The sequence below is a fragment of the Ferrimonas sp. SCSIO 43195 genome (assembly GCF_023716685.1).
GTDB lineage: Bacteria > Pseudomonadota > Gammaproteobacteria > Enterobacterales > Shewanellaceae > Ferrimonas > Ferrimonas kyonanensis.
This window is the reverse complement of sequence record NZ_CP072679.1, coordinates 2,201,640-2,226,867: the sequence shown is the minus strand read 5'-3', so window position 1 is coordinate 2,226,867 and position 25,228 is coordinate 2,201,640. Positions and strand designations below refer to the sequence as shown.

Annotated in this window: 20 protein-coding genes and 2 tRNA genes; 8 read left to right on the top strand and 14 right to left on the bottom strand. The window is 56.7% G+C overall.

Annotated elements, in window-relative coordinates; genetic code table 11:
- Positions 1-155: 155 nt before the first annotated feature.
- Positions 156-1,709, bottom strand: a complete 1,554-nt coding sequence (locus J8Z22_RS10560) for an arylsulfatase (protein WP_252010329.1) — start codon at positions 1,707-1,709, stop codon at positions 156-158.
- A gap of 125 nt (positions 1,710-1,834) precedes the next feature.
- The gene (locus J8Z22_RS10555; protein WP_252010328.1) at positions 1,835-2,731 is read right to left on the bottom strand and encodes a LysR family transcriptional regulator; all 897 of its coding nucleotides are present in this window, start codon (positions 2,729-2,731) and stop codon (positions 1,835-1,837) included.
- A 116-nt stretch (positions 2,732-2,847) separates the two neighbouring features.
- Between J8Z22_RS10555 and J8Z22_RS10550 the strand changes: the two genes are divergently transcribed.
- The 4 genes from J8Z22_RS10550 (at position 2,848) to J8Z22_RS10535 (ending at position 7,208) form a co-directional block, all read left to right on the top strand.
- Positions 2,848-3,825: a zinc-dependent alcohol dehydrogenase family protein gene (locus J8Z22_RS10550; protein ID WP_252010327.1), complete on the top strand. Its 978-nt coding sequence runs from the start codon at positions 2,848-2,850 to the stop codon at positions 3,823-3,825.
- 32 nt (positions 3,826-3,857) lie between these two features.
- On the top strand, positions 3,858-4,577 hold the full coding sequence (locus J8Z22_RS10545) for an SDR family oxidoreductase (protein WP_252010326.1): 720 nt from the start codon (positions 3,858-3,860) through the stop codon (positions 4,575-4,577).
- A gap of 145 nt (positions 4,578-4,722) precedes the next feature.
- Positions 4,723-6,246, top strand: coding sequence for a glutamate synthase-related protein (locus J8Z22_RS10540; RefSeq protein ID WP_252010325.1), 1,524 nt, complete (start codon positions 4,723-4,725; stop codon positions 6,244-6,246).
- Between the two features lie 95 nt (positions 6,247-6,341).
- Complete coding sequence (locus tag J8Z22_RS10535; RefSeq protein ID WP_252010324.1) at positions 6,342-7,208, top strand: bile acid:sodium symporter family protein; 867 nt, start codon at positions 6,342-6,344, stop codon at positions 7,206-7,208.
- Here J8Z22_RS10535 and J8Z22_RS10530 read toward each other — a convergent pair.
- A complete protein-coding gene (locus J8Z22_RS10530; RefSeq protein WP_252010323.1) occupies positions 7,123-8,034 on the bottom strand; it encodes a helix-turn-helix domain-containing protein in 912 nt (303 codons plus the stop codon). The genes J8Z22_RS10535 and J8Z22_RS10530 overlap by 86 nt on opposite strands.
- A gap of 415 nt (positions 8,035-8,449) precedes the next feature.
- Between J8Z22_RS10530 and J8Z22_RS10525 the strand changes: the two genes are divergently transcribed.
- Positions 8,450-10,432: an alkyl/aryl-sulfatase gene (locus J8Z22_RS10525; RefSeq protein ID WP_252010322.1), complete on the top strand. Its 1,983-nt coding sequence runs from the start codon at positions 8,450-8,452 to the stop codon at positions 10,430-10,432.
- Between the two features lie 157 nt (positions 10,433-10,589).
- A tRNA-Pro gene (locus J8Z22_RS10520) sits at positions 10,590-10,666 on the top strand.
- Between the two features lie 236 nt (positions 10,667-10,902).
- Here the strand turns inward: J8Z22_RS10520 and J8Z22_RS10515 are convergent.
- From J8Z22_RS10515 to J8Z22_RS10500, 4 genes are all read right to left on the bottom strand, one after another.
- Positions 10,903-11,205 (bottom strand): AraC family transcriptional regulator, encoded by a 303-nt coding sequence (locus J8Z22_RS10515; protein WP_252010321.1) that lies wholly within the window; start codon positions 11,203-11,205, stop codon positions 10,903-10,905.
- 177 nt (positions 11,206-11,382) lie between these two features.
- Positions 11,383-12,282, bottom strand: coding sequence for an AraC family transcriptional regulator (locus J8Z22_RS10510; protein WP_252010320.1), 900 nt, complete (start codon positions 12,280-12,282; stop codon positions 11,383-11,385).
- A gap of 113 nt (positions 12,283-12,395) precedes the next feature.
- Positions 12,396-13,295, bottom strand: coding sequence for an oxidoreductase (locus tag J8Z22_RS10505; protein ID WP_252010319.1), 900 nt, complete (start codon positions 13,293-13,295; stop codon positions 12,396-12,398).
- Entirely contained in the window at positions 13,288-13,470 is a 183-nt protein-coding gene (locus J8Z22_RS10500; protein ID WP_252010318.1) for a hypothetical protein, read from the bottom strand. Before J8Z22_RS10500 ends, J8Z22_RS10505 begins: the two co-directional genes overlap by 8 nt.
- 61 nt (positions 13,471-13,531) lie before the next feature.
- Between J8Z22_RS10500 and J8Z22_RS10495 the strand changes: the two genes are divergently transcribed.
- Complete coding sequence (locus J8Z22_RS10495) at positions 13,532-14,512, top strand: transposase (protein ID WP_252010317.1); 981 nt, start codon at positions 13,532-13,534, stop codon at positions 14,510-14,512.
- A gap of 224 nt (positions 14,513-14,736) precedes the next feature.
- Here J8Z22_RS10495 and J8Z22_RS10490 read toward each other — a convergent pair whose 3' ends face one another.
- The 7 genes from J8Z22_RS10490 to J8Z22_RS10460 form a co-directional block, all read right to left on the bottom strand.
- Positions 14,737-15,270: a histidine phosphatase family protein gene (locus J8Z22_RS10490; protein ID WP_252010316.1), complete on the bottom strand. Its 534-nt coding sequence runs from the start codon at positions 15,268-15,270 to the stop codon at positions 14,737-14,739.
- A 289-nt stretch (positions 15,271-15,559) separates the two neighbouring features.
- Positions 15,560-15,880 (bottom strand): VOC family protein, encoded by a 321-nt coding sequence (locus tag J8Z22_RS10485; protein WP_371878132.1) that lies wholly within the window; start codon positions 15,878-15,880, stop codon positions 15,560-15,562.
- A gap of 864 nt (positions 15,881-16,744) precedes the next feature.
- A tRNA-Cys gene (locus J8Z22_RS10480) sits at positions 16,745-16,818 on the bottom strand.
- 130 nt (positions 16,819-16,948) lie between these two features.
- Positions 16,949-17,527, bottom strand: coding sequence for a hypothetical protein (locus J8Z22_RS10475; RefSeq protein ID WP_252010315.1), 579 nt, complete (start codon positions 17,525-17,527; stop codon positions 16,949-16,951).
- Between the two features lie 75 nt (positions 17,528-17,602).
- Entirely contained in the window at positions 17,603-18,469 is an 867-nt protein-coding gene (locus J8Z22_RS10470; RefSeq protein ID WP_028112528.1) for a toll/interleukin-1 receptor domain-containing protein, read from the bottom strand.
- Entirely contained in the window at positions 18,453-20,756 is a 2,304-nt protein-coding gene (locus J8Z22_RS10465) for a WD40 repeat domain-containing protein (protein WP_252010314.1), read from the bottom strand. The genes J8Z22_RS10470 and J8Z22_RS10465 overlap by 17 nt, the downstream gene beginning before the upstream one ends.
- A gap of 20 nt (positions 20,757-20,776) precedes the next feature.
- The gene (locus J8Z22_RS10460) at positions 20,777-22,633 is read right to left on the bottom strand and encodes a hypothetical protein (RefSeq protein ID WP_252010313.1); all 1,857 of its coding nucleotides are present in this window, start codon (positions 22,631-22,633) and stop codon (positions 20,777-20,779) included.
- 516 nt (positions 22,634-23,149) lie between these two features.
- Between J8Z22_RS10460 and J8Z22_RS10455 the strand changes: the two genes are divergently transcribed.
- Entirely contained in the window at positions 23,150-25,210 is a 2,061-nt protein-coding gene (locus J8Z22_RS10455) for a TonB-dependent siderophore receptor (protein WP_252010312.1), read from the top strand.
- Positions 25,211-25,228 lie beyond the last annotated feature (18 nt).

The following is a 25,228-nucleotide window of genomic DNA, read 5'->3' as shown; positions in this document are numbered from 1 at the left end:
GCTGGCAGTTAGCGTTAGGAACCACTATGACGCCTAACCCGGCGCAGCGGCAATCGCCGTTGGCGCATTTCTATTCAGCTGCCGTTGTACAGCAAAACGTACAGGCGTAAAAAAACGGCGGTCAAACCGCCGTTTTGTGGCCGTAAACCCCAGTGCTATTTACTGGTGGTTTGCTGCAGTTTCTCCATCACCTGGTCCAGGCTGAAGCTGGCCGCTTTCTGTCTCGGCGGAAACTCCTTGAAGGTTTCCAGGAACTTGCCCACATAGGCCTGTGCCGGCACAAACATAAAGGCGTGGTCCAACAGCCAGTCGTAGTAAGTGTTAGAGGTGATGTCGGCCACCTCGTAGGGATCCTGCCTGAGGTTAAACAGCTTGGGCAGGCGCAGAGTGACGAAGGGTTCGGACCAGATCTGCATGGTGCCCTGGGCCCGTTGCTCCATAAACACCGCTTTCCAATTGTTGTAGCGCAGCGCGGTCAGATCGCCATCGTCGGAGAAGTAGAACACCTCGGCCCGGCGGCCCTTGTCCTCTTTACCGGTGAGGTAAGGCAGGAAATTGTAGCCATCGAGGTGGCTCTTAAAGGTCTTGTCACCGGCGCGATGGCCCTTGAGCAGCTTCTGCTTAATCTCATCGTCGCCCGCCGCCGCCAGCAGAGTGGGAAACCAGTCCATGTGGTGCATGATCTCGTTGGAGACCTCGCCGGCCTTAATCTTACCCGGCCAGCGCACCATGGCCGGCACCCGGTAGGCCCCTTCCCAGTTGGTGTTCTTCTCACCGCGGAACGGCGTGGTACCGGCATCGGGCCAGGAGTTCATGTGCGGGCCGTTGTCGGTGGAATAGAACACGATGGTGTCGTCGCTGATGCCAAGATCGTCGACCTTTTTCAGCAACTGGCCCACATGGCTGTCGTGCTCCACCATGCCATCGGCGTACTCACCCAGGCCGGTGCTGCCGGAGAGCTCGGGTTTCACGTGGGTTCGAAAGTGCATGCGGGTGGCGTTCCACCATACGAAGAACGGCTTGCCCGCCTTCACCGAACGATCCATGAAGGTCATCGCCGCCGCCACGGTTTCATCGTCAATGGTCTCCATGCGCTTGCGGGTCAGCGGGCCGGTGTCTTGAATGCGACCATCGGCAAAGGAGTGAATCACGCCGCGCGGGCCAAACTGCTCACGGAACTTGGGATCTTTCGGGTAGTCCGGCAGCTCCGGCTCCTCTTCGGCGTTCAGGTGGTACAGGTTGCCCAAAAACTCATCGAAACCATGATTGCTGGGCAAAAACTCATCCTTGTCACCGAGGTGGTTTTTGCCGAACTGGCCGGTGGCGTAGCCCAGGGGTTTGAGCATCTCGGCGATGGTGCCGTCTTCGGCCTGCAGGCCGATGTCGGCACCGGGCAGGCCCACTTTACTGAGGCCAGTGCGCAGCACGCTCTGGCCAGTAATGAAGGTGGCACGACCGGCGGTGCAGGACTGCTCGGCGTAGTAGTCGGTAAACATCATGCCGTCTTTGGCAATGCTGTCGATGTTGGGGGTTTTGTAGCCCATCAGGCCGAAGGTGTAGGCACTGATGTTGGACTGACCGATGTCGTCGCCCCAAATCACCAGAATGTTGGGTTTCTCCGCCGTCAGGCCGGAAAACGAGAGTAACGAGGCGGCCAAGGCGCCGATGAGCGAGACTCCTCGAACCGAGGAGAGGCGTGTCCTTATCATGTAACTGTCCCTTTTAGTCTCAAGATGCCAACAGCAGAGCTGGTACTACCACCAGCGAGTTGTCTGAGTATAGGACAGGGAATCAGTACCGCCTTAAATCTGGAATGGAATTCACGCCATGAGCCTCACCGCGCCAGTGGCGTGCCCAGTTGCTCGCTCAGGTAGTCCAGAAACACGCGAATTTTCGGCGCCACAAACTCCCGCTTCAGGTACAGCGCATAGGTGGACGACGGCACCTCGGTCGGGCTGATACGGTGATTGGGCAACACCTCCACCAATCTGCCCTGGCGCAGATCGTCGCTGACCGCCCAATAGGGGATCAGCGCCACCCCGCCGTGACTGAGCAGCAGTTGCCGCTGACCATTGACGGTATCCACGGTCAATTCGCTGTTCAGTTGCATCCGCTGCGGCCGCTCATCCAGGCAGTACCAGTCGCGCCAGCCGCTGTAGCCATAGCGGATGCACAGATGATCGGACAAATCGCTCAATGTGGTGGGATGACCGCGGCGCTGCAGGTACTGGGGCGAGGCACACAGGATGAAGTTATTGTACTGCAGCCGCTTGGCCACCAGGCTGGAGTCCGGCAACTGGCCGCTGCGAATGGCAATGTCGATGTTCTCCTCCACCAGATCCACCACCCGCTCGGTCAGCTCCAGTTGCAGCTCGATCTCTGGGTAACGGCAACCGAATGATGGCAGCAGTGGCAACACCACCGTCTCGCCAAAGCCCACGGTCATCGACAGTCGCAGGCAGCCTCTGGGCGCCTGTTGCAGATCGTTGACCGCCCGCTGCGCCTCGTCCAGTTCGGCGACGATGCGCTGTGAGTACTGGTAGAAGCGGCTGCCGGCTTCGGTCAACCCCAGGTTGCGGGTGGTGCGGTTAAGCAATCGAACCCCAAGCTCTTTTTCCAGCGCCGCCAACTGCCGCGACACCGACGACGGCTGCACATCGAAGTGCTGGCTGGCCTGGGAGATGCTGCCGGTTTCCACCACCGAGTTGAAGTAGCGCAGTTTGCTGATCACGGAATGCCTCAATAATTGCTCAAAAAGCAAAACTGAGTTTACCGCAGGTGCATTCTTTTCCCAAATGGCAAGTCATATTCTAAAACCCATCAACCCCATCCCATTGGAGTAACCCCATGAAAGCCATGATTCTTACCACCCTCGGTGACGCCGACGTTCTGCAGCTGGCCGAGCGGCCGATTCCGACCATTGTGCCCGGCCACCTGCTGATCAAAGTGGCCGCCAGCAGCGTCAACCCATTGGACACCATGCTGCGCTCGGCCGATACCCCCTGGTCCGCCAACCTGCCGGAGATTCTGCACGGCGACGTCGCCGGCACCATCGTCGAGGTAGGCGCAGGCGTTAGCGGTTTCGATGTCGGTGACGCCGTCTACGGCTGCGCCGGTGGCATTGCCGGCATCAACGGCGCCCTGGCCGAGTACATGCTGGTGGATGCCGATCTGATGGCCCACAAGCCCCAGCGCCTGTCCATGGCCGAGGCCGCCGCCCTGCCGCTGGTGGCCATCACCGCCTGGGAAGCGCTGCACCAGAAATTGCGCATTGGCGCCGGTGATCGGGTGCTGGTTCACGGTGCCACCGGTGGCGTCGGCCACATCGCGGTTCAATTGGCCAAGCAAGCCGGAGCCATCGTCTCAACCACTTGTCGCCCGGCCACCCTGGCGCACGCCACTCACCTTGGCGCCGACCATGTTATCGACGTCAGCCAGGAGTCGGTGGCCGATTACGTGACGCGCTGCACCAACGGCGACGGCTTCGATGCCGTGTTCGACACCATCGCCGGTGACAACATCAACAACAGCTTCGAGGCGGTGCGCCGCAACGGGGCGGTGGCCACCACCCTGCCGATTGCCGACCCGCTGCCCATCACCCTAAAGAGCCTGAGCTTTCACGGCGTGCTGATGCTGCTGCCGATGATTCACGGCGAAGGCCGTGCCAACCACGGCCAGATTCTGCGCCAGGTGGCCGAGCTGGTGGACGCCGATAAGCTCACCCCGCTGATCGACCCCAACCGCTTTAGCCTGTGGCAGGCGGGCGATGCCCACCGTCACCTGCAATCGGGGCAGGCCGTCGGCAAGGTGGTCCTGACCGCCTAGTCCCAATCTTCCAACCCAGTTACGGAGTGTTTATGTCACGCAAAACCATTACCACCGCCACTGTGGCGGCCTGTTTCTCGGTCACCGCCCAGTCACTGATACACCAACTGGTTGCACAAGGCACCCGCATTGTCGGCTTCGGTCGCCCCGGCGACGAGACCCGTGCCCGGGAGCTGGAGCGCCGCTACCCGGATCTGGTGCAGGTACTGCTGGGGGATCTCACCGATGCCGCCCAGTGCCAGCAACTGGTGTCGAAGGCCGAGCCGTTGCTTGGCAGCGCCATTGACGCCCATTATCACTGCTGCGGCGTTTACTCCTGGAACACCTGGGATCAGGTGAGCGCCAACGAGGTCACCCGGCTGCATCAGGCCAACTTCACCACCGCCTGGACTCTGGCCCGGCCGCTGCTGACCGCGATGAAACGCAGCGGGGGCGGCAGCATGATGTTCATCTCCGCCAGAGACACCCGCCGCAGCATCGGTGCCGGTTTCGGCCCCTACATGGCGTCAAAACTGGCCCTCAATGGCCTGGTAGAAAGCCTGGCGGCGGAGGTGGGCCCGGATGGCATTCAGGTCAACGCGGTGCTGCCCACCATCATCGACACCCCGGTCAACCGCGCCGCCCTGCCCCAGGTGGACCCGGCCCAGTGGATCGACCCGGCACAACTGGCCAGCCTGATGATCGACCTGACCCGTCCCGGGCGCCCCAACCTCACCGGCGCGCTGATCCCCGTCAACGGCGCCATGATGTAACCCCATTCAGGCAAAATGATGCGGCGTTTTGACGTCGCTGCCCACAATCCCCCCTAACGGCGCTTCGGCGCCGTTTGCTTTTGCCCGGCTCCTGTCCTAGTTGTTTATCCAATGCCTCCACCTTGATCAATCACGAGGGTCCAAGATGAGCAAGCCGATCATTGCCGACGTCAGTCCGAAAAAAGTCACCCTTGAAGCAGACAAGCGCTACTATTTTTGCGCCTGTGGCCGCTCTGCCAATCAACCGTTTTGCGATGGTTCCCATCAGGGCACCGGCCTGACGCCCAAGGCCTTTAGCGCCAAGCAGGACGGCGAGGCCTACCTATGCCGGTGCAAACAGTCGGCCAACCAGCCCTATTGCGATGGCTCGCACATGAAACTCAGCGCCGAAGACGTGGGTAACGAGGCGGCGGCGCCGGCCTCAGATCGTCCCCAGGCCCAGGCCACCAAAGAGGAACCAACGGTGGCCGCCATTCATCAGCTGGCCAAGGAGGGGCTGCAAGGCAGCCATGGCGAGATGGTGGCCATGGGCGTGCCCCGCTACCAACTGCCGAACTGGGATGACATTCAAATACTGACCGCACAACTGGCGACCCGGCCCCTGGGCGATGACACCCCGGTCAGTTGCCGCACCGTGATTGGCCCCCGAGCCGCCAAACCCCTGGTGCTGTCGATGCCGCTGTTTGTCAGCGACATGAGCTTTGGCTCTCTGTCTCAGGAAGCCAAGGAAACCCTGGCGAAAGGGGCTGAGCTAGCCGGCACCGGCATCTGCTCCGGCGAGGGCGGCATGCTGGACGAAGAACAGCAGGCCTGCAGCCGCTACCTGTATGAGATGGCCTCGGCTCAATTTGGCTACAGTGAAGACAAGCTGAAACGGGTGCAGGCGTTTCATTTTAAAGGCGGCCAGGCCGCCAAGACCGGTATCGGTGGCCATCTGCCCGCCAACAAGGTCTCGGACAAGATCGCCGAAGTGCGAGGGCTCAAACCCGGCCAGGAGGCCATTTCACCACCGACCTTTACCAACCTGGTATCAGTGAATGACTTTCGCGGCTTTGCCGATCGGGTGCGGGATCTGAGTGGCGGCATTCCGGTGGGGTTTAAGTTGTCGGCCAACCACATCGAGGCCGACATCGATTTTGCCCTGCAGGCCGGTGCCGACTACATTATTCTCGATGGCCGCGGCGGCGGTACCGGCGCGGCGCCGCGACTGTTTCGGGATCACATCTCGGTGCCCACCCTGGCCGCTTTGGCCCGGGCCAGGCGTCACCTGGACAAACGCTGCGGCCGCGATGTGTCGCTGATCATCACCGGCGGCCTGCGCACGGCGCCGGACTTCATCAAGGCCATGGCACTGGGGGCCGATGCCGTTGCCGTCGCCAATGCCGCCATTCAGGCCATTGGTTGCGTCGGCGCCCGCATCTGTAACACCAACCAGTGTCCGGCAGGCATTGCCACTCAGGACCCGGCACTTCGGCAGCGGCTGGATGTGGACAACGGTCCGGCGCAACTGGCCCGCTACCTGGGCGCCTCCACCGAGCTGATGCAGATCATGGCCAGGGCCTGCGGTCATTCTGCCCTCAGCCAATTCACCAGCACCGACCTGAGCAGTTGGAAAAAGCAGGTGTGCGAGTTGACCGGCGTGGCCTATGCCGGTATCCGCCACTGGTAAACAAAGGCAATGGCAGCATCAACATTGCGGCGTGTTTTTTCATCGTCAATCTCGATACAGTAGTGACTTCACTCAACGGAATGCAGTGATGGACGATGGACTTTGCCATTGAAATACTGATCGTCGCCCTGATGGTGGGCCTGGGCGCCAACCTGACCTCGGTGGATCTCGCCGAGCTTAAACACCGTCCCCGGCCGCTGCTGGCCGCCGCCGTGGCTCAGTGGCTGCTGCTGCCCCTGGTTGCCTGGATACTGATTGGGCTGTTGGCACCCGAGCCGGCCGTGGCCATCGGCCTGCTGCTGGTCTCCTTCAGCCCCGGCGGAGCCCTGTCAAACCTGTACAGCCTGCTGGCCCGGGCCAACGCCGCCCTGTCGGTGGCCCTGACCACCGTCACCAGCATTGGCGCCATCGTGGCACTGCCGCTGTTACTGGCGCTGCTGTTGCCGCAATATCAGCAGCAGCAGGATACGATAAGCGCACTGACTCAACACCAGATCGGTCAACTGTTTCAACTATTGATTATGCCAATAATGGCAGGCCACCTGATTCGGCGCTGGTTTCCGGTTCAGACCCAAAAACACTTAGCCAAATTTGAGCGACTCAGCTCATTAGCCCTACTTATATTAATCATCAGTATATTTTTTCAGTTTCAGCTGCAATTATCGGCGCAATTTCATTCGCTCGTCATATTGGCCATTCCCTTTACCATTATCGCCCTGTTTATTGGCTGGATTGTGGGAAATATAACGTCTTGTTCAGAACGAGATCACGCCGCCATCATTATTGAATTTCCAGTCAGAAACCTGGCCTTTACCAGCCTGTTGGCACTGACTTTGTTTAATGACAGCCAGTACCTGCTGTTTGCTGCGGTGTTTTTTACCCTGCAAACACCGCTGATGCTGATCCTGACACTCTGGTATCGTCACCGTCAGCAGGGGGCGGCGATAGCGGAGTGTGGTTAATGGACGGCTTGTCCTGCTTCAGGGTTTGCGACGGCAACTCATGAAACAGTTTTCGGTACTCACCGGCGAAACGACCAAACTCCATAAAACCCCAGGTTAACGCCACCTCGGCCACGCTGGTTGGCTGGCCCCGACGCCGCAGCAGATCGCAGCGAGCACCGTTGAGACGCACCATCCTCAAGTACCGCACCGGGGTCATTCCCAACTCGTCTCGAAATCCGTACTCCAGGCTGCGTTCACTGAGCTCGGCCACCTGACACAATTCAGGAATGGTAGGCAGCCTGGCGGCATGGGCCTGCAGGTAGTCAATCACCCTTTTAACACCCAACCGGCGCCTGGGCTTACTGCAGTTCGGTGGCGTCAATGGCATCGCTGGCATCATCACCGCCAACACCAACTCCAGCACATTGGCACCAAGCAGCTTCTGCGCCTGAGGCTGACTCAACAACTGCGGCTGACTGTGGATGCGATGCAGCAGGCTGGCGATGCCGTCGGTATAACGGCTCAGTGCCGTGGCATCGGTGCGCCGCTGCAGGCTCAGGCACCAATCCTGGGGCAACTCTTCGCCGGTAAGGCGCTGCAAACTGGTGGAGAACGCCTGCCGGTCGAGGGCCGTGGACACGTAATCCAACCGCTCTTTGAAGCAGATGTCCCACTCGCCGCCACTGGCCTGGATCAGGGTTCCCGCCTGGCCCTCGCGACCGCAAAATCGATACTCACCGGAGTGGGGCAAAATGGCGGCAAAAGGCAACCAGACTCGGGCCGGCGCCGCCTGAATTCGAGCACCGGTAGTTAACGACTCTCTGAAGATCTGAACCTGTCCCAAATTTACTTCCTGATAGGAAGCGGCTAAAACACCGGATTGCAGCTGGGTGTAATAACGATTTTTATTGGGTTGAAACTGGGCTAAGGCGGCTATATCTGACGTTGAAATAGCCCTTATTTGCTGCCGCTGTAATTCCATTTGCGGAAATTGCATATCTTCACAACAATCCTGTTGTTAAGTTTGAGTAACTGCAGTTCGGCAGATATCGGCCAATCAGCGTGACAATGACATCCAAACCTCTATTTATTGGGCAAATCGACGGTCGCTGTCAAGAAATACCGGTTTGGAGTGCCGTAATTCATTGTGTGCCTCTGCCACAGGGAGCGATATTGGCCCTGCCCTATCCTAAATCCGGACAGTGCGGTTTTTAATGACATGAAGTTATTCGGCGTCAGCCAATATAAAGGATCTATGTATGAACAAGACGTTAGCGATACTCTGCACCAGCTCTCTGGTGCTGACCTCCATGGCACCGCTGGCCGAGGAATCAGCCCAGTTGGTTGCGCCCAAACCTGCCAGCCAGTTTACCCAGCAGGCCAACGCCAAGGTACTGAAGGCACTGCCTTTTGCCGATAAGACCGATTTCGATAACGCCACCAAAGGACTGCTGTCCCGCCCGGAGTCACTGACCATCAAAAACGCCGACGGCCAGGTGGTGTGGGATCTGGAGCAGTACAAAACCTACATCAGCAGCGACAAAGCCGCACCGGACACCGTCAATCCCAGCCTATGGCGCAATGCTCAGCTGAACATGGAATACGGCCTGTTTGAGGTTAGCAAGGGGATCTACCAGGTACGGGGCTACGACCTGTCCAACATCACCTTTGTTCAGGGCGACCGTGGCTGGATCGTGTTTGACCCGCTCATCAGCCCGGAAACCGCTGCCGCCGCCAAGGCGCTGGTCGATGAACAGTTCGGTCTAAAGCCGGTCACTGCGGTGATCTACAGCCACAGCCACCTGGATCACTTCGGCGGGGTACGCGGCATAGTCGACCAGAAAGACGTCGATGACGGCAAGGTAAAAATCATCGCCTCGGAAGGCTTTACCGAACACGCGGTCTCGGAGAACGTGATTGCCGGTAACGTCATGGGCCGCCGGGCCGTGTACATGTATGGCGCCCTGTTGCCCCGTAACGCCGAAGGCGGCGTGAATGGTGGCCTGGGCCAGACCACCTCAACCGGCATGGGCAGTTTGATCCCGCCCACCGACATCATCACTGAAACCGGCCAGGAGATGACCGTGGACGGCGTAGAGATGGTGTTCCAATTTACTCCGGGCACCGAAGCGCCGACGGAGATGAATACCTATTTCCCCGATATGAACGCACTGTGGATGGCGGAAAACTCCACCAACACCATGCACAACGTACTGACTCTGCGCGGCGCCAAGGTGCGTGACCCGCTGATCTGGGCCAGTTACCTCAATGAAACCATCGAGATGTGGGGAGCCGACGCCAAGGTGAAATTCCAGTCGCACCACTGGCCGGTGTGGGGCAGTGACAACATTATCGACTACCTGAAAAAGCAGCGCGACATCTACAAGTACATTCACGACCAGTCGGTGCGCCTGATGAACCAGGGTTACACCGGTGAAGAGATCTCCGAGATGATCACCCTGCCCAAGTCACTGGAAAACAACTGGGCCACCCGTGGCTACTACGGCACGCTGCGACACAACAGCCGCGCGGTCTACCAGCGTTACATGGGGTGGTACACCGGTAACCCGTCGGATCTCAACAACCTGCCTCCGCAGCAAGCGGCCAAAAAGTACATCGACTACATGGGCGGTGCCCGTTCGGTGATGAGAAAAGCCAGCAAAGATTTCGACAAGGGCGAGTATCGCTGGACTGCCGAGGTACTGAAGCACCTGGTGTTTGCCGAGCCCGACAACAACAAGGCTAAGCAACTGCTGGCCGACAGCTATGAGCAACTGGGGTATCAGGCCGAGTCCGGCCCGTGGCGCTCGGTGTACCTGCAAGGCGCGTATGAACTTCGCAACGGCCTGCCTACCGCCATGGCACTGGAAACCGCGTCACCGGACATCATCGCCAACATGCCGCCATCCATGCTGTTTGACTATTTGGGCGTGCGTTTGCTGCCAGAAAAGGCAGAAGGCAAGAAATTGGCATTGAACCTGAGCTTTACCGATCTGAAGGAAGACTACACCCTGACGGTGGAAAATTCGGTACTGAACTACAGCGCCAATCAGCTGAAACAGGCCGACGCCAGTGCCTCGATGACCAAGGCCACCCTGACCAAGATACAGCTGGGGCAACTGAGCTTCGATGACGCCGTCGCCGACGGCAGCGTCAAGCTGAGCGGCAACAAAAAGGCGTTCGATGAGTTCTTCGCCATGCTGGACAGCTTCGAATTCTGGTTCAACATTGTTACCCCGTAGCGACCGTTGAGGTACCAGACCGAGCCAGCCACCTCTCTCTTGATGGCTGGCTCTTTTTTATGGCATCGCAACGGCACCGACGTCGTTTACCCCCTCACAGCAAGGATTGACATCGCCGCGAGTAAGAATAAACTGGATACAGGACAGCAACTTAGTTCGGTGTGTGGCGCAGCCTGGTAGCGCACTTCCTTCGGGAGGAAGGGGTCGGAGGTTCGAATCCTCTCACACCGACCAACGTCCACAACCACCCAAAGCCCCTTAGCAAGACACCCATCTGAAGCCTTAGCCAGACACCCATTCGAAGGGTTCTTAATCAGCCACCCAAACTGGTCGATGACCCTTAGCAAGACACCCATCCGAAGAACCCTCAGCCTGTCTCTTAACTAGACACCCATCTGAAGCCTTAGCCCGACACCCACTCCAAGGCTCTTAATCAGCCACCCAAACTGGTCGATTAAAATAGCACCCGGCTAATGAACGCTGCGATAATCTCTGGGCGTTTGACCGACCTTGGCCTTAAACAAGCGACTGAAGTGCTGGGAGTACTCGAACCCAAGCTGGAATGCTATCTGGCTCACGGTAGCATCGCTGCTCAACAACAGAGTTTTCGCCTTGTTAATCACAAAGTGATGGATGTGATCTTGAGCATTTCGACCGGTCTCCTTTTTAAGAAGATCGCTGAGGTAACTGGTGGAGATGTTCAGTTGCTCTGCACAATAACGCACCGAAGGCACTCCGGCCTCCAACTGCTGCAACCTTAGCAAGACACCCATCCGAAGTACTCTCAGCCCGTCTCTTAACTAGACACCCATCTGAAGCCTTAGCCAGACACCAAGCCTTAGTCAGACACCCACTTCAATCTCTTAACCAGACACCTAACTCTTAACCAGACACCCACTCGAAGGGTTCTTAATCAGCCACCCAAACTGGTCGATTAAAATAGCATCCGGCTAATGAACGCTGCGATAATCTCTGGGCGTTTGACCAACCTTGGCCTTAAACAAGCGACTGAAATGTTGGGAGTACTCGAACCCAAGCTGGAATGCTATTTGGCTCACGGTAGCATCGCTGCTCAGCAACAGAGTTTTCGCCTTGTTAATCACAAAGTGATGGATGTGATCTTGAGCATTACGACCGGTCTCCTTTTTAAGAAGATCGCTGAGGTAACTGGTGGAGATGTTCAGTTGCTCTGCACAATAACGCACCGAAGGCACTCCGGCCTCCAACTGCTGCTGTTCATAGTAGTAAGATTTAAGTAAAGCACTGAATTTTTGAGAAATATCTGAATTCAGGTTGGTTCTGGTATAGAACTGGCGATCATAGTAGCGACTGCAGTACTTCAGCAACAACTCAATGTTAGTCACGATGAGATCCTGACTGTGAGCGTCCAGATTCTGACCAATCTCCGACTCGATTTTCAGTACCAACTCGGTGATATTACGCTTCTCCAGATCCGACAGATGCAGCGCTTCGTTGACCTCGTAATCAAAGAAATGATAACTGTCGATCGCTTGCCCCAATGCGCTTCCGCGAATCAAATCCGGGTGGAACATCAACGTCCAGCCGCCTGGGTCCCGGGACTCATTTACCGAGGAAAACACCTGACCAGGCGCCATAAATATCATGGTGCCCTCCTCAAAGTCGTAATTGCTTCGACCATAAGCAAATGAACCTTGAATATGCTCTTTGAGAGTCACCAGATAGAGCTCGCTTGAGAAGCGGTATTCACCAAATTGCGCCATCATCGCTTCGGTATGCCGAAACACAGTGACTAATGGGTGCAACGGCTTGGCATAACCGAGCATACGATGTATTTCACTGATGCTGGTCAGTGTATTCAGGTCACTCATCTCATACTCGGCTCATTCAAAATCGCCATTATGACACCCATCTTTAGGGTACTAAACACTGAAATCAGACACCCATTTTCTGCAATGCCGGAGTTAGCAACCGTAGCGCCACATCAATAGCGAACGCCGGTGAGTGCCTCAGACTGTTCCCACAGTTGGCGGGCTTTATCCCGATCATGGGACAACTGAGTGGACTTTACCCGCACCGGGTATCCTCTCATCTCAAAGCAGTTCGCCGGCCCAAAGAACTCGCCCGGCTTAGCTTCGGGGTCGAAGGCAGCGCGCAGAGTCGGTAACACGCCCATATCTGCACCCTGGGCAAAGAAGCGGTTTAAAAAAGAAACGCCTCCGGTATGGCGCTGCAGCTCTGTGCTGGTCCACCCAGGGTGAGCCTGAGTTACCCTTGGGGCATGGACATCACCCTGGAGCTTATCAACCAAGTGGTAAGCAAAATACAGGTTGGCCAATTTGCTGGCGCCATAGGCTTTCCAGGAATGGTAGCTTCGCTGCTGCCAGTTCAAGTCGCTGAAATCGATATTGCCAAACTTATGTGCCGTGCTTGATGTCACCACTATTCTCGCCCCAGCTGTCGCTTTAAGTAACGGCATCAATCGCCCGGTCAGGGCAAAATGCCCAAGGTGGTTGGTGCCCATCTGAAGCTCAAATCCATCTTTAGTCAGTGCATGGGGGCACGCCATCACTCCAGCGTTATTAATCAGCAAATCCAGTTGTTGATGGTCCTTTTGAAAGGCGTCAACGAAATCAACGACCGAATTCAGATCAGCTAAGTCCAACTGACGCACCTGCAAGTTAGCGCCTGGGAGAGCGGAGCGAATCTCATTGGCAACCCTTTCACCCTTTTCGGTATTTCTGACCGCCATTACTACGGTGGCGTTCTTGCCCGCCAGTACTCGAGCGGCCTCCTTGCCCAGCCCGCTGGTGGCACCCGTGATGATGATCACCTTGCCGGCTTGATCGGGAATGCGGGTCGCGTCCCAGTTTGATTTAGCCATCTGTTACCTCTGAAAAATTGGTTAGCGAGGTCAATGTATCAACTTCATAATCTGGGTTTGTATACAGATTCCGGAAGTTTGTACCGATTTCCCCGATCTCCATTCCCCGCTCTTTTATCCAGACACCCATTTTAGCAAACACGGTCTCTTTACCAACCTGCACTTCGACAGCCATCTCAGTTCAACGTTGATTGATTCGACTACACTCAACTCTTACCAGTTTCAAGGATGAGACTATGCCTACCGCCAGAAAGCAGCTAGTATCGCTGCAAGATACCCCTTACTACCACTGCGTCAGTCGTTGCGTTCGCCGCAGCTTCCTTTGCGGCACCGATGTCTACACCGGCATCAGCTATGAGCACCGACGCCACTGGGTCGAAAAACGGTTACTCGAATTAAGTCAGGCGTTTGCCATTGATATCTGTGCCTTCGCCGTAATGACCAACCACACCCATGTGGTGCTCCATGTCGATGCGCAAAAAGCCAGTGATTGGAGCACTCTGGAGGTGCTCACTCGTTGGCACTGCCTATTCGGAGGAACCGAACTCACCCGGCGCTATTGCGACGATGACCAACGGGAAAACCTAACCAAAATTGAGCTACAGCAGATTGAAAATAAAACAAAACTCTACCGCAATCGACTGGCCGATTTGAGCTGGTACATGCGCTCTCTCAACGAGTACATTGCTCGGGAAGCCAACAAAGAGGACCAGTGCACCGGCCGGTTCTGGGAGGGGCGATTTAAGTCTCAAGCCTTGCTCGATGAACAGGCGCTGATGGCCTGCATGGCCTACGTCGACCTTAATCCCATTCGCTCAGGCATGGCCAAAACCCCTGAGCAATCCGATTTCACCAGCATTCAGATGCGCATTCGCGCAGCTCTACAAGGCACACAACCACAGCGACTAAAACCCTTTGATGCCAAAGAGGTGGGGCTTCACACCCTGCCCTGTCACCTTAACGATTACCTCGAATTGGTGGAATTTACCGGCCGGGCTATCAGAGCAGACAAAGCCGCTGCCATTCCGGCTTCCAGCGACACACTACTGCAACGCCTCGGCATCGATTTGGACAACTGGATGGAGCTTACCCAAGGCTTTGAGTACCAGTTTTGCCATCTGGCTGGCCGACTGCACAGCCTGCAACACTGCCGACAAACCAATGGCATGCATCGAATTCGAGGCTCTGGCAACGCTAAACGACTGCTCGGCGCCTAACCATCGCCCTCGTTTGCTAACTGCTAACCAGCCGTTTTTGTTGGGTAAGTGATGCTGCCCGAATAACTGGCCTAAGAGCAGAAAATGCTCCAATCTCCTCCCTCACTGGCCTCCCTTGTCCACACCCTCTATCCCGAACCCAAGCGATCAGAATTTCAGGGTAATGACTGCCATTGAATGTAACCTGGCTGTCTGATTAAAAGGCCTTGGGATGGGTGTCTAAATTAAAGGCCGTAGTGGAGGCGGACGGTGGAGGTTTGGCCGTCGGCGTTGCGGGTTAGAATATAGAGTCGATCAAATTCGCTGGCGTCGTCGATGCCATCGCCGGCTTCGCCGCCCAACAAGCCGACCAGGGCTGGCGTGGTGTTGCTGTGCCCTACCACCAGGTGACGGCCACCTCGGCGCTTCAATTGATTGGCAAACGCCTCGAGCTGACGGGGATCGTACAGGCTAACCGGGACGTTTAACGCTGCAGCGGTGGGAGCCGCGGTGGCTCGAGTTCGAGCAAAGTCAGTGCTGTGAACGACATCAAGCTGCGCGCTCTGCAGCAACTTAGCCAGAGCCTGTGCTCTGGCTTCGCCCTGCTGAGTCAACGCCGGATCTGATCCGGATTTCTGTTTTTCGGCGTGACGAACCAACACCACCATCAACGGAGGAGAAGTGTCGATGGGTGCTGCCGTCAACACCGGCTCCGCTGCTGCCAGAGGGGAGAGAAAAGTTACTAGCAGCAACAGCATGGAACCAACGAGTCCTTTCATTTACATTGTCCTTAGTCTTTATCGTGATGACGCTAGATGGGTCTGCAGTGCCGTCTCTATTGCCGCTAGGCTGCTGCGAGTGCCGGGATGATCCAGCACTAACCTCACCCAGCCATCGGTGCCCATTATCGCCACATGGTGGTACTCAAACCGCCAGCGGTCGCGGTGCGGCTCATACTGCCCGGACAGGCGAAAGATCCCTGACGCAGTGTGGAGCCGGCTGATAGTAAATGGTGTCATCGATACGGCCTCTCGTTTGTTTCCGGCTTGAGTCAGAATTCGACCTTGCTTAGCCCTCACGGGTTAAGGCGGCGCGCATAGCCATAGGGTGGCCGTCATTAAATTGCAACAGGTCCCACAAGTTGCCGTACAAATCTTCAAAAACCGCCACAGTGCCATAGTCCTGCTCCTGCGGCGGACGCACGAAATGACTGCCAAGTTCCAGCATGCGATGATAATCCCGCCAGAAATCGTCGGTACTGAGAAACAGAAACACCCTACCGCCGATCTGATTGCCAACCAATGCCAACTGCTCGAGCTGGTAGCTGTCCTCAATCAGATCAAACTTAAGCTTGCCGACACATAAATCCAGAGTGTCGTCATAGTCAATGGACGATGGATTGCTTCATTGCTCTCTTTTTCAGCGGATTCTGGGAAACCGATATCACCTGAAGCAGAGTGACCCGCAGCCACTTAGAATGCAACACTAAAACCGAAAACACGGACCCTCGCGTTCGTAGTGAGCGGCGTATCGTCCTCTATCATGTTCGCAATGATGGGTGTCTTCGAAAGGTTGCGGAATCGAAACGAAGTCCACAATCTTCTGATGGCTGTCTTCGGAAGGTTCTTCTGATGGCTGTCTTCGGAAGGTTCTTCTGATGGCTGTCTTCGGAAGGTTCCGATAAAAGACGCTGGGCCCTCGCGTTCGCAAGGGCGACGGAGTTTTTTTTGAGTGTTGTGGGAAGCTGAATATACAGAGTTTTGGCTGCTCATACGAAAAACGGCAACCCTTTTAGAGTTGCCGTTCCTTGTTAAATATGGAGGCGCGTCCCGGAGTCGAGCAGAGCCATGAATTGGGGTCCACGGATTGCTACCCTGCTTCAAAATTCAGACTTCGGGCTTCGGGCTTAATGCCAATCCACAACGAAAAACGGCAACCCTTTTAGAGTTGCCGTTCCTTGTTAAATATGGAGGCGCGTCCCGGAGTCGGGCAGAGCCATGGATTGGGATCCACGGATTGCCGCCCTGCTTCAAAATTCAGGCTTAGGGCTTAATGCCAATCCACAACGAAAAACGGCAACCCTTTTAGAGTTGCCGTTCCTTGTTAAATATGGAGGCGCATCCCGGAGTCGGGCAGAGCCATGAATTAGGGTCCACGGATTGCTACCCTGCTTCAACATTCAGACTTGCAGCTTAATGCCAATCCACAACGAAAAACGGCAACCCGATTAAGGTTGCCGTTTTTCGTAAAATATGGAGGCGCGTCCCGGAGTCGAACCGAGGTCCACGGATTTGCAATCCGCTGCATAGCCACTCTGCCAACGCGCCAGATTCGGTGTGTTACTGAACGCTTGCCATTGTACCCGGCTGGCACTCCACCGCAACCCCTTAAGCAACTGAGTGTCGATTAATTAATTGATTTTGGGGTGTTTTGCAGCCATATAAGCACAGCGCTCCTCTACCAGGCCTGCCCCGGTGCCGGAATCGGCTGGGTCAGGGAAAAACTGACCTCAAAATGGCGTCCCGCACGACTCATGATGTAGTTAAACCGGTCGTCACTCAACTTCAGTTGCCAGACGTTGGTCACCGAAACATCAAGGCCTGTACGCTTAAACATCTCGATGGAGTAACCATCCACCGGGAACGACTGCACAGACGCCGAGTCGGTATGCCTATTCGGGTCGCTATGGCCGCCATACCAGGTCACCGCATCATCACTGCCATCGGCATGGCGATGCTGGTGCTTTAGCTGCAGTCCATCGTCGGTTTTGGTGATCACCCAGGTGCGGGAACGGTCGTCGCCGACAAAGAAAGGAATCCGAATCTCGCTGTCCGAGCAATCACGCACATGCATCACCATCTCGACACCGACCATAGAACGATCGGCCGCATCACTGGAGATAAGCCGACCGCCATAGGCCTTGCCACAGTGGGCTGACAAGGCATCGAAAAATTGCTGCGAGTCGTTGCCCTGCGCCGCCGGTGCACCACTCCACACGGCGCTCATTGCCGCCAGCCAGACTAACCTTGTGGTCATCTCCCCTCCTCCAATTTGAGTGAAAGCTAAAAAAAGGCCACCGGGTTCGCGGTGGCCTTGTTGGCAATACTGACACTAACGCCAGCGACTGACAAACCCCATGCCATCGGCAGGGAAGCCATCGGTCATCTTGATGTACTTGGCCTTCAACCTGCCGTGAGGCTGAGCTTGCAGCTTTAACGCCATGAACCCGGCGGTGCCATCGGCGATGCTGTTGGCCAGGTAGAAATTCTCACTGAGGATCGCCTGCAGGTACAGCGCCGGTGCGGCCACCGCGCCCTGGCTGATGTCAGCAAGCCGCTGCACACAGGCATCGGCATCCCGCTTGCTGAGGCGACGAATCGACGTTTGCCCCTGCAAAAAGGCAATGATCTTCAGCAGCGCCAGTTCATCGTTGAATTCGGCTGGCAACCTGAGGGCATTGAGCACCTGGCGGGCATCGTTGCAACGCTTGGCTTTCAGCAGGGTTTCCACCTCCTCCAGCTGGGCGGAAAACCCGCTGAAGTCCGGCTTAAGCCCGCCTTGAATCTCACCGTCAATCCGCTGGGCAATCACATCGAAGCGACGGCTGAGCAACATGGCTTCGATATCGACCCACTGGAAGTTTTTCAGCAGATAATCGAACCCGGTGGCGCCGCCACTGTCCAGGCTGGCATCCACCTTGAGGGGGATCACGGCGATCCCCTTCTCCCGAGCCATTTTGATCTCGGTTTTCACCTCGTTGGATCCCGGGCGAGTGGCATTGCCCACCGAATGCTCGCTGGCCAGTAACAGCAACGCTTCCGCCGACTTCATCGCATCGCTGATCTCCGCCGCGAAGCATTGGCCGGCGCCAATTCGCTGTGGTGCAAACCAGACCGTATGACCCAGGTGCACCAAAGCTTGCTGAATCGGCGCCGCGATGTCGTAGTCGGCGCTGGAGTAACTAAGAAATAGGTGCATTGATGTTGGCCTCGTCATGCTTACCGGATTGCTTATGGTCTCGCAGTTGGGCACGAATGTTCTTTACGGTTTCATCCGCTTTCGAGGCGGTCTTCTGCACGTTCTGCGCCACGTTCTGAGTCTTGAGGTCGGCCATCTCGGCGGCATTCATGTCCAGCTCTTCCTGACGCTCAGTTTCAGACATGGTCTGATCGTCGAGGATGTTCTGACGCTCCTGCTCCAGCTTCTCGATGCGATCCACCATGGTGATGTTCTCGTTATCTTTGGCCGAAGCGGCAATGGCAGAGACACTGTCTTCGTTCAGGATGGTCAGGCGAATACGCTCGCCACTGGCGACATACAGGGCAATCTCGGTGACTGAGATCTCTTTTTCATTCACCGTCGACTGGCCACCGCGCTCGACGTTGCGCTTGGCGATGTTGGTCACGTCTTTGTAGTAGAAGGCGTTGGCTTCTTTACCGATGCACTTACCGGAAATGAAGTCGTAGTAGGTGGTAAATACATCCACCTTGTCTTCGGTCAGGAAGATGTACTGAATGTACTGAACCGCAAACAGAATCCCATCACTGCCAGAAGACCAGAACGACCGCTCATTGCCATAATTCAACTTGGATTTCACCTGAGCCCGCTTATCCAGATCCTGAATCAGGGCCCAGTCTGACAGCACGATGGCTTCGTTATTGGTGTAGACGATGTCTTCACGTTCCAATCCACACTCTTCCAGCGCCATGGTTTCGATGGTGTCGTTGATGTGACGATCCATGGTTTCCAGTACGCCTTTGGGCGACAACGCCGCCAGGTCTTTAACCACGGGAATGTTATTCAACAGTCCCTGACGGTACTCCTTGATGGAGCCGATCAAACCATCAAACTGGGGCGCAAGGCAGTCCACCACTTGCAGGTTGGCTTCCTGCTGCAACTGATGGCCGCGGTGACCGCGGTTACGAATCAGCATCATCAGGCTCAGCAGTAAACAGGCTCCGCCAATACCGGCCGCAGCCACAGCCAGCGTCAGATGGGCGTTACGGCCCAACCTGTCCAGCAGCTCAGGTTGCTGCTGACGAACCAGATCCATCACCAGAGCGTTATCGAGGAAGAACAGGTAACCAATCCCCGCCGCCACCATGGTCAGCACCAGGAACAACCAGGACCAGATGGCGGCGCCTTTGCGTTTTTTCTGTCGAAGCTGCTGCTCTTGCTCAGACGCCTCACGCACCCCGGCCAGCACTTCGAGCTGTTCGCGAGCCTGTTTGATCGGCTGCTTCAGTGCGGTACGAATCGGCGTGAACAGCGGCCGGTTAAAGAAGTCCCAGAACATGCGCCGTTCGGGACTGGCATCCAGATCCAGCTTCTGCTTCTCCAGCTCGGCACGCGCGGTAAACACACTGTCGCTGTTGCCCAGCGGGTTGCGCACGTGGGGGAAATCGATGACCTCGGGCTTCTGTTCGATGTATCGATCCCGAGTCAGGTGGCCCTGCTTCAGGTTATCGAATGCCGCGTTGATGTCGTCATTGGGCAGGTGCTCGCTGATGAGCTCCCCTTCCACATGCCACAACCCCAGTGACTTACCGGGGCGACGAATCAACAGGCGCTCGCTGTCCACTTCGTGCATGTCGTCGGCAAAATCGAAATCGAACTTAAACCGATGCAGGAACTTACCGGTGGCGGACCAGATGCTTGGGTGCTGCTTTTCACTCTGCACCATCCAGCTGCCGTTTTGCAGGGTGCTGACGCCGATGATGCGGGACTTCAGCCCCTGCATTACTGCAATCTTTTTGCCGGTAAAGCTCCAGATCGATACGCCATTGCCGTCACTGATGGCCAGGTGATCGGAGTTGGCAAACATCTGTATCGCAGACAACGAGGTAATCTTGGCGTCAATGGTGCACACCAGAGAGCCACTGCGCAGATTCCAGATTCGCACCGTGCCATCAAGGCTGGCACTGAGCAAGCGGTCTTTGGCAATCTCGATGACACCGAAGATGCGATCGCTGTGCTCGTTCAATGAATGCAGGTTTCGTCCACTGAATGCCGACAACTGAATCACGTGATCCAGGCCAATGGTCAGAAATACCTGCTTCGACCACTTCAGGGGCAGCACTCCGATGACGGTGTCACTGTGACGGTTAAAGCTCTTACGGCTGTCTTCGTCATCACAGATAATGGTGTAACTGTCATCCCGTCCCCATTCGATGCGGATGCGGCCGTCAAGACGGGTGTTCTGCAGCGTCGGCGAGGCCAACTGCTTTTCAGTCAGGGTTTCGAAGCGAATCTGCTTACTCATCATTATCATCCGTTAAAGATTAATTATTGCTTCTGTTTCAGATCGTTGTCTGATTCGGAATTGGTCCAGGTCACGTGTTCGAACATCGCCTCTTTGGCCAGTTCAATCAGCATTGCCTGTTTGGATTGATTCAGTTCACCGTCCAGCAAGTGCTGGGCACGGCGGTACAGCTGTTCTAAGGAGCGGTAACCGCGAGCGGTGGTATCGTAGCCCGCCAACTCGCCCCACAAGGCGATGGCACCGGCGGCCATCAGAGCATACTGGGCAAAGTACATCAGGGTGTCTTTGCTGCCGACAAACAGGTCGATGTTAAACCCGTACTGCAACAGCAACACCCCCAGCAAGGCGATACCGAAAATCACCGCCGCATTGAACAGCTCACTGGCCCAGCGTTCACACACGCTGGCGGCCCAGGCGGGACGTTTATAGAAACGCTCGGACAGGCGCAGGCGCCGTGGCTCTTTCAGGCGCAGGCGGGTATTAAGAAAGTTGCGTTGATCATCGAGCCAGCTGGTGCGGATCAGCTGCGGGTTTTCCGGCAGCGGCGCCCGCCACCAGTCCAGTTCCGCCACCGAGATGGCGTGTTCGATCAGTGGCAGATGCTGACGAAACCGGCGCGGAATCAATGGCGTCGGTGATGGCGCGATGGCCGACAAGTTCAAAAAGCCACGGATGCGCATGCCTTCGGCGACGCCCCTGGCCAGTTGGTATTGCCACTTTAATTCTCGTTTGCCGGCATATCGAATGATGCCGTAACACCCAAGCATGGCAGCAAACATGGCGGCAATCAGCCAGGATCCGGTGGACAGCTCCAGGAAGTTGGACACCACTTCGTACAGGCCCAGGGCGATCAGCGCAAACAGGAAGAACAGCTGAGTCAGGCGTCGGTAGCGGGTCTGCTGATTCAGCGCCATGGCATCGGCTTTAAGGAAGATCCGCTGTGATTCCTGCAGCCCCGGCGCCGGCCAAGCGGTGGCCGCATCGTCCTCAATGCCGGAAGCGTGCTGGTTGTAGAAGCGCAGCTCCTTGAGCATCAGGCGAAACTCCTGCGCCAGAAAGCCACTGGGAGCGATATCGCTGTCATCGCCGTGGTTATGGCACACGTACAGGCCACTGCCCTCGGGCAAGTCTCCGCTGAGCCCGGTCATCGGCAGCGACGCATACTCCAGGGTGGATGGAGCCAGGGTTTGGCCGGGACGAACCGCCGGAACGTGGTGAACCACGCCGCCCTGCTGGCCATCGAAGTCGGACACCGGCGCCAGTGCCGGGTTGGCGATGCCAAGCGGCCATTGAAGCGGCAGTCCTAACTTATAGGCCACCGCATCTGCGGTCCCGCCACTGCCCCGGGACGGAGCGCCATCCCATAAGGACAGCAGCACCTGGGCGTACTTGGCCACAAACACGCTTTGATTCAGGTACAGGTGATTGCGGGCCTCGCCATACTCGGTGTCCGCCAGCGCCGTGGCCAGTTGCTGCGGCTCGAGCACACTTTGCACCTCGATGATCTCATCGTCGTCATGGCGAAGCTGGGCCAGGTGGGCATGGAACTCGGTCACCGCATTGGGGGCAAACTGCAGGCCTTCAAAATCTTGCAGGTAGGAAGCCTCATCCATGGGCAGGCAGGCGATGATTTTAAGGCTGTCCGGGCCCCATTCGGCACGCAGTTCCCGGGCCACTTCCACCACCAGGGTGTCGGCACCGACGGCCATGCCGGACAACAACCAGATGGGCGTATCGGTCAGTTGCTGACGCCAGAATACCAACGCCTCTCTCACTCGCTGACGTAACACCTGGGTCGAGTTGGGGTCTAATTTCCTGTGGCCGCTGACACCAATAATAAACGGTAACTGACTTGCTGTTCCCTGTGCGTCTTCAACCACGTGCACGTGTTCCTTTCACTGTCCTGAGTCTGACTGGGCCCGAGCGTGAGGCTGACCTCATGCCCGTCACTGGCCATTGTTAAGTGGATCATAACACCACAGTCAAACAATTGATTCAAATGTCATTATTCTAATCTACACAAAAATACAGCCTGAAACGGCGGTCAGGGCCACAAAATCAGTCACTGGCGGCAAACGGGATTCAGTTCGATGGCAAATCAACCACATCCTGCTCACCTGGCACCCGACTCTGCCACCCCGGTTATTGGCTGAACAACCACGTCGGCTTTCCGTCGCCTCAAGCCGCAAATGGACACATTGTCCAAAAATGACAAAGTGTCCAAAGTTAGAGTCATTTTTTCTCCGTTAAGTGCGAATGGGGTATTTTGACCGTGATCTCCTCCCTGAATTGACAATTCTTGATAAATTTCAGTGAACTTCCTCTGATACCCTTTCCAGCCTAATCAGAAGGCTGCCTATTCAGCCCCCAAATAACGCGTTTTTTAGGAGAGCAAAGTGAACGGTTTGCGTCTTACCCCTGTGGCAATGATGATCGCTGCCACCCTGTCCACCCCAGCGGCCATGGCCGACGACAAAGAGGTGTTTTCCCTAGGTGAAATCGTGGTTGCAGAAACCACCGGGGTGCGCGATATCGCCATTCACAACGTGCTGACGGCCGAAACCATCGAACTGGTGGGCGCCAAAACCGCCGCCGACGCCCTGGAGTATGTCCCCGGTGTCCACGTCGCTCAATCCAACAAGGGCGAGAAATTCCTGACCATGCAGGGCTTTGAACAGGACAAAATCCTGATTCTGCTCGATGGTGTCCCCTACTACGAAACCAAGTATGGCCAGCTGGATCTGAGCCAGATCCCCGCCAGCATCATCGCCAAGGTGGAAGTCTCCAAGGGCGCCTCCTCGGTTCTGTATGGCCCTAACGGCATGGGCGGTGTGGTCAACATCATTACCCACCAGGGCAGCGAGGGCTTCTCCGGCAAGCTCGACGCCAACGTCGGCGAGTACGGCCAGAACCATCAATCCGCTCAGCTCAGCTACGGCCACAACGGCTTTACCCTGTTCGGCACCATTGAACATACCGGCCGCGACGCCTACCGCCTGTCAGACGACTATGAGCCAATTGAGTCTTACATCAAAGATCGCTGGGGCGATCTACCGAAATTCATGCAGGTGGAGGATGGCGGCAAACGGGTCAACTCCGATCTTGAGAGCATCAACGCCCGTCTGCGCGCCGGCTACAGCAACGACACCACCGAGGTGTACGCCAGCGTCTATCACTTCGATACCGAACGCGGCCTGCCGTACCACGACAGCTACAACAAGGTGTTTGCCACCTACTCCACCTTCTCGGACATCTCCGAGTACCAGGATCAAGGCATCGACCTCAACGCCAGTCACATCCTCAATGACCAGGTGACCTTGCGGGCCATGGCCTACTACCACACCCACACCGACACCCTGAGCTTCTACGCCACCCCTGAGCAAAAGCAGAAGATGGGTGACAGCTCCTACGACGATTACACCATTGGCGGCGCCCTCTACGGTGACATCGCCCTGGCCGACTGGCACAGCCTCAGCCTGTCGGTGAACTACAAGTCTGACATTCACAAGCAATGGGTGGATCACGCCATCGACCCGGATCTGTCCGATCCCACCGAACGCTCGGAGTTGGAGACGTACAGCCTGGCCATGGAAGACACCCTGCGCTTTGGCCAACTCACCGTGGTCGCCGGCGTCGCCTGGCACCAGCAAACCGTCATCGACTTCCAGGGCGAGTCGGCTGGCAACAGCCTGGCCGGCAGCGGCGCCGATGAGTCCGATACCATCGATCCGATGCTGGGTCTGAGCTACGCCATGAGCAACGGCAGCCGGGTGTTTGCCTCGGTGGCCAAAAAGACCCGTTTTGCGACCTTCCAGGACATGAAGGCCGACGACGGCAAACTGTACAAGCTGGATCCCGAGCGCAGCCTGAGCTACGCCGCCGGCTGGGAGATGGATCTGGGCACCGGCTGGCTTGATCAACTGAGCATCAGCGGCTTCTATCACGATGTCGACGATCGCATCGGCGAACAGTGCATCGACCGCGACCCGGATGACGGCTACTGCAACATCGCCACCCCGGTAAACATCGGCACCGCCGAGTACTACGGCAGCGAACTGACTCTGGCCGGTGATCTGACCGATTCCCTGCGTTACAGCCTGGATCACACCTACACCCACGCCCGCGACAAGTCCGCCGATGCCGAAACCGAGTATCTGCGCGATCTGCCCCGCAACGAAGTGACCGCCATCCTGATCTGGGACGAGGCCATCACCGGCGTCAGCGCCAACCTGCGCCTGAACTACAAAGACAAGTTCATGATTCAGTGGGACGGCGACGACACTCAGTGGGGAAAAGACGTGCTGACGGTGGATATCGGCGCACGGAAAGACTTCTACAACCAACAGCTGACCGCCTACTTTAACGTTAACAACCTGCTGGATGAGAACTACTACGAAGGTGATGGCCAACCCACCGAAGGCCGCAACTTTGAAGTGGGCCTCACCTATCGGTTCTGATCTGACTCATGGTTAAAC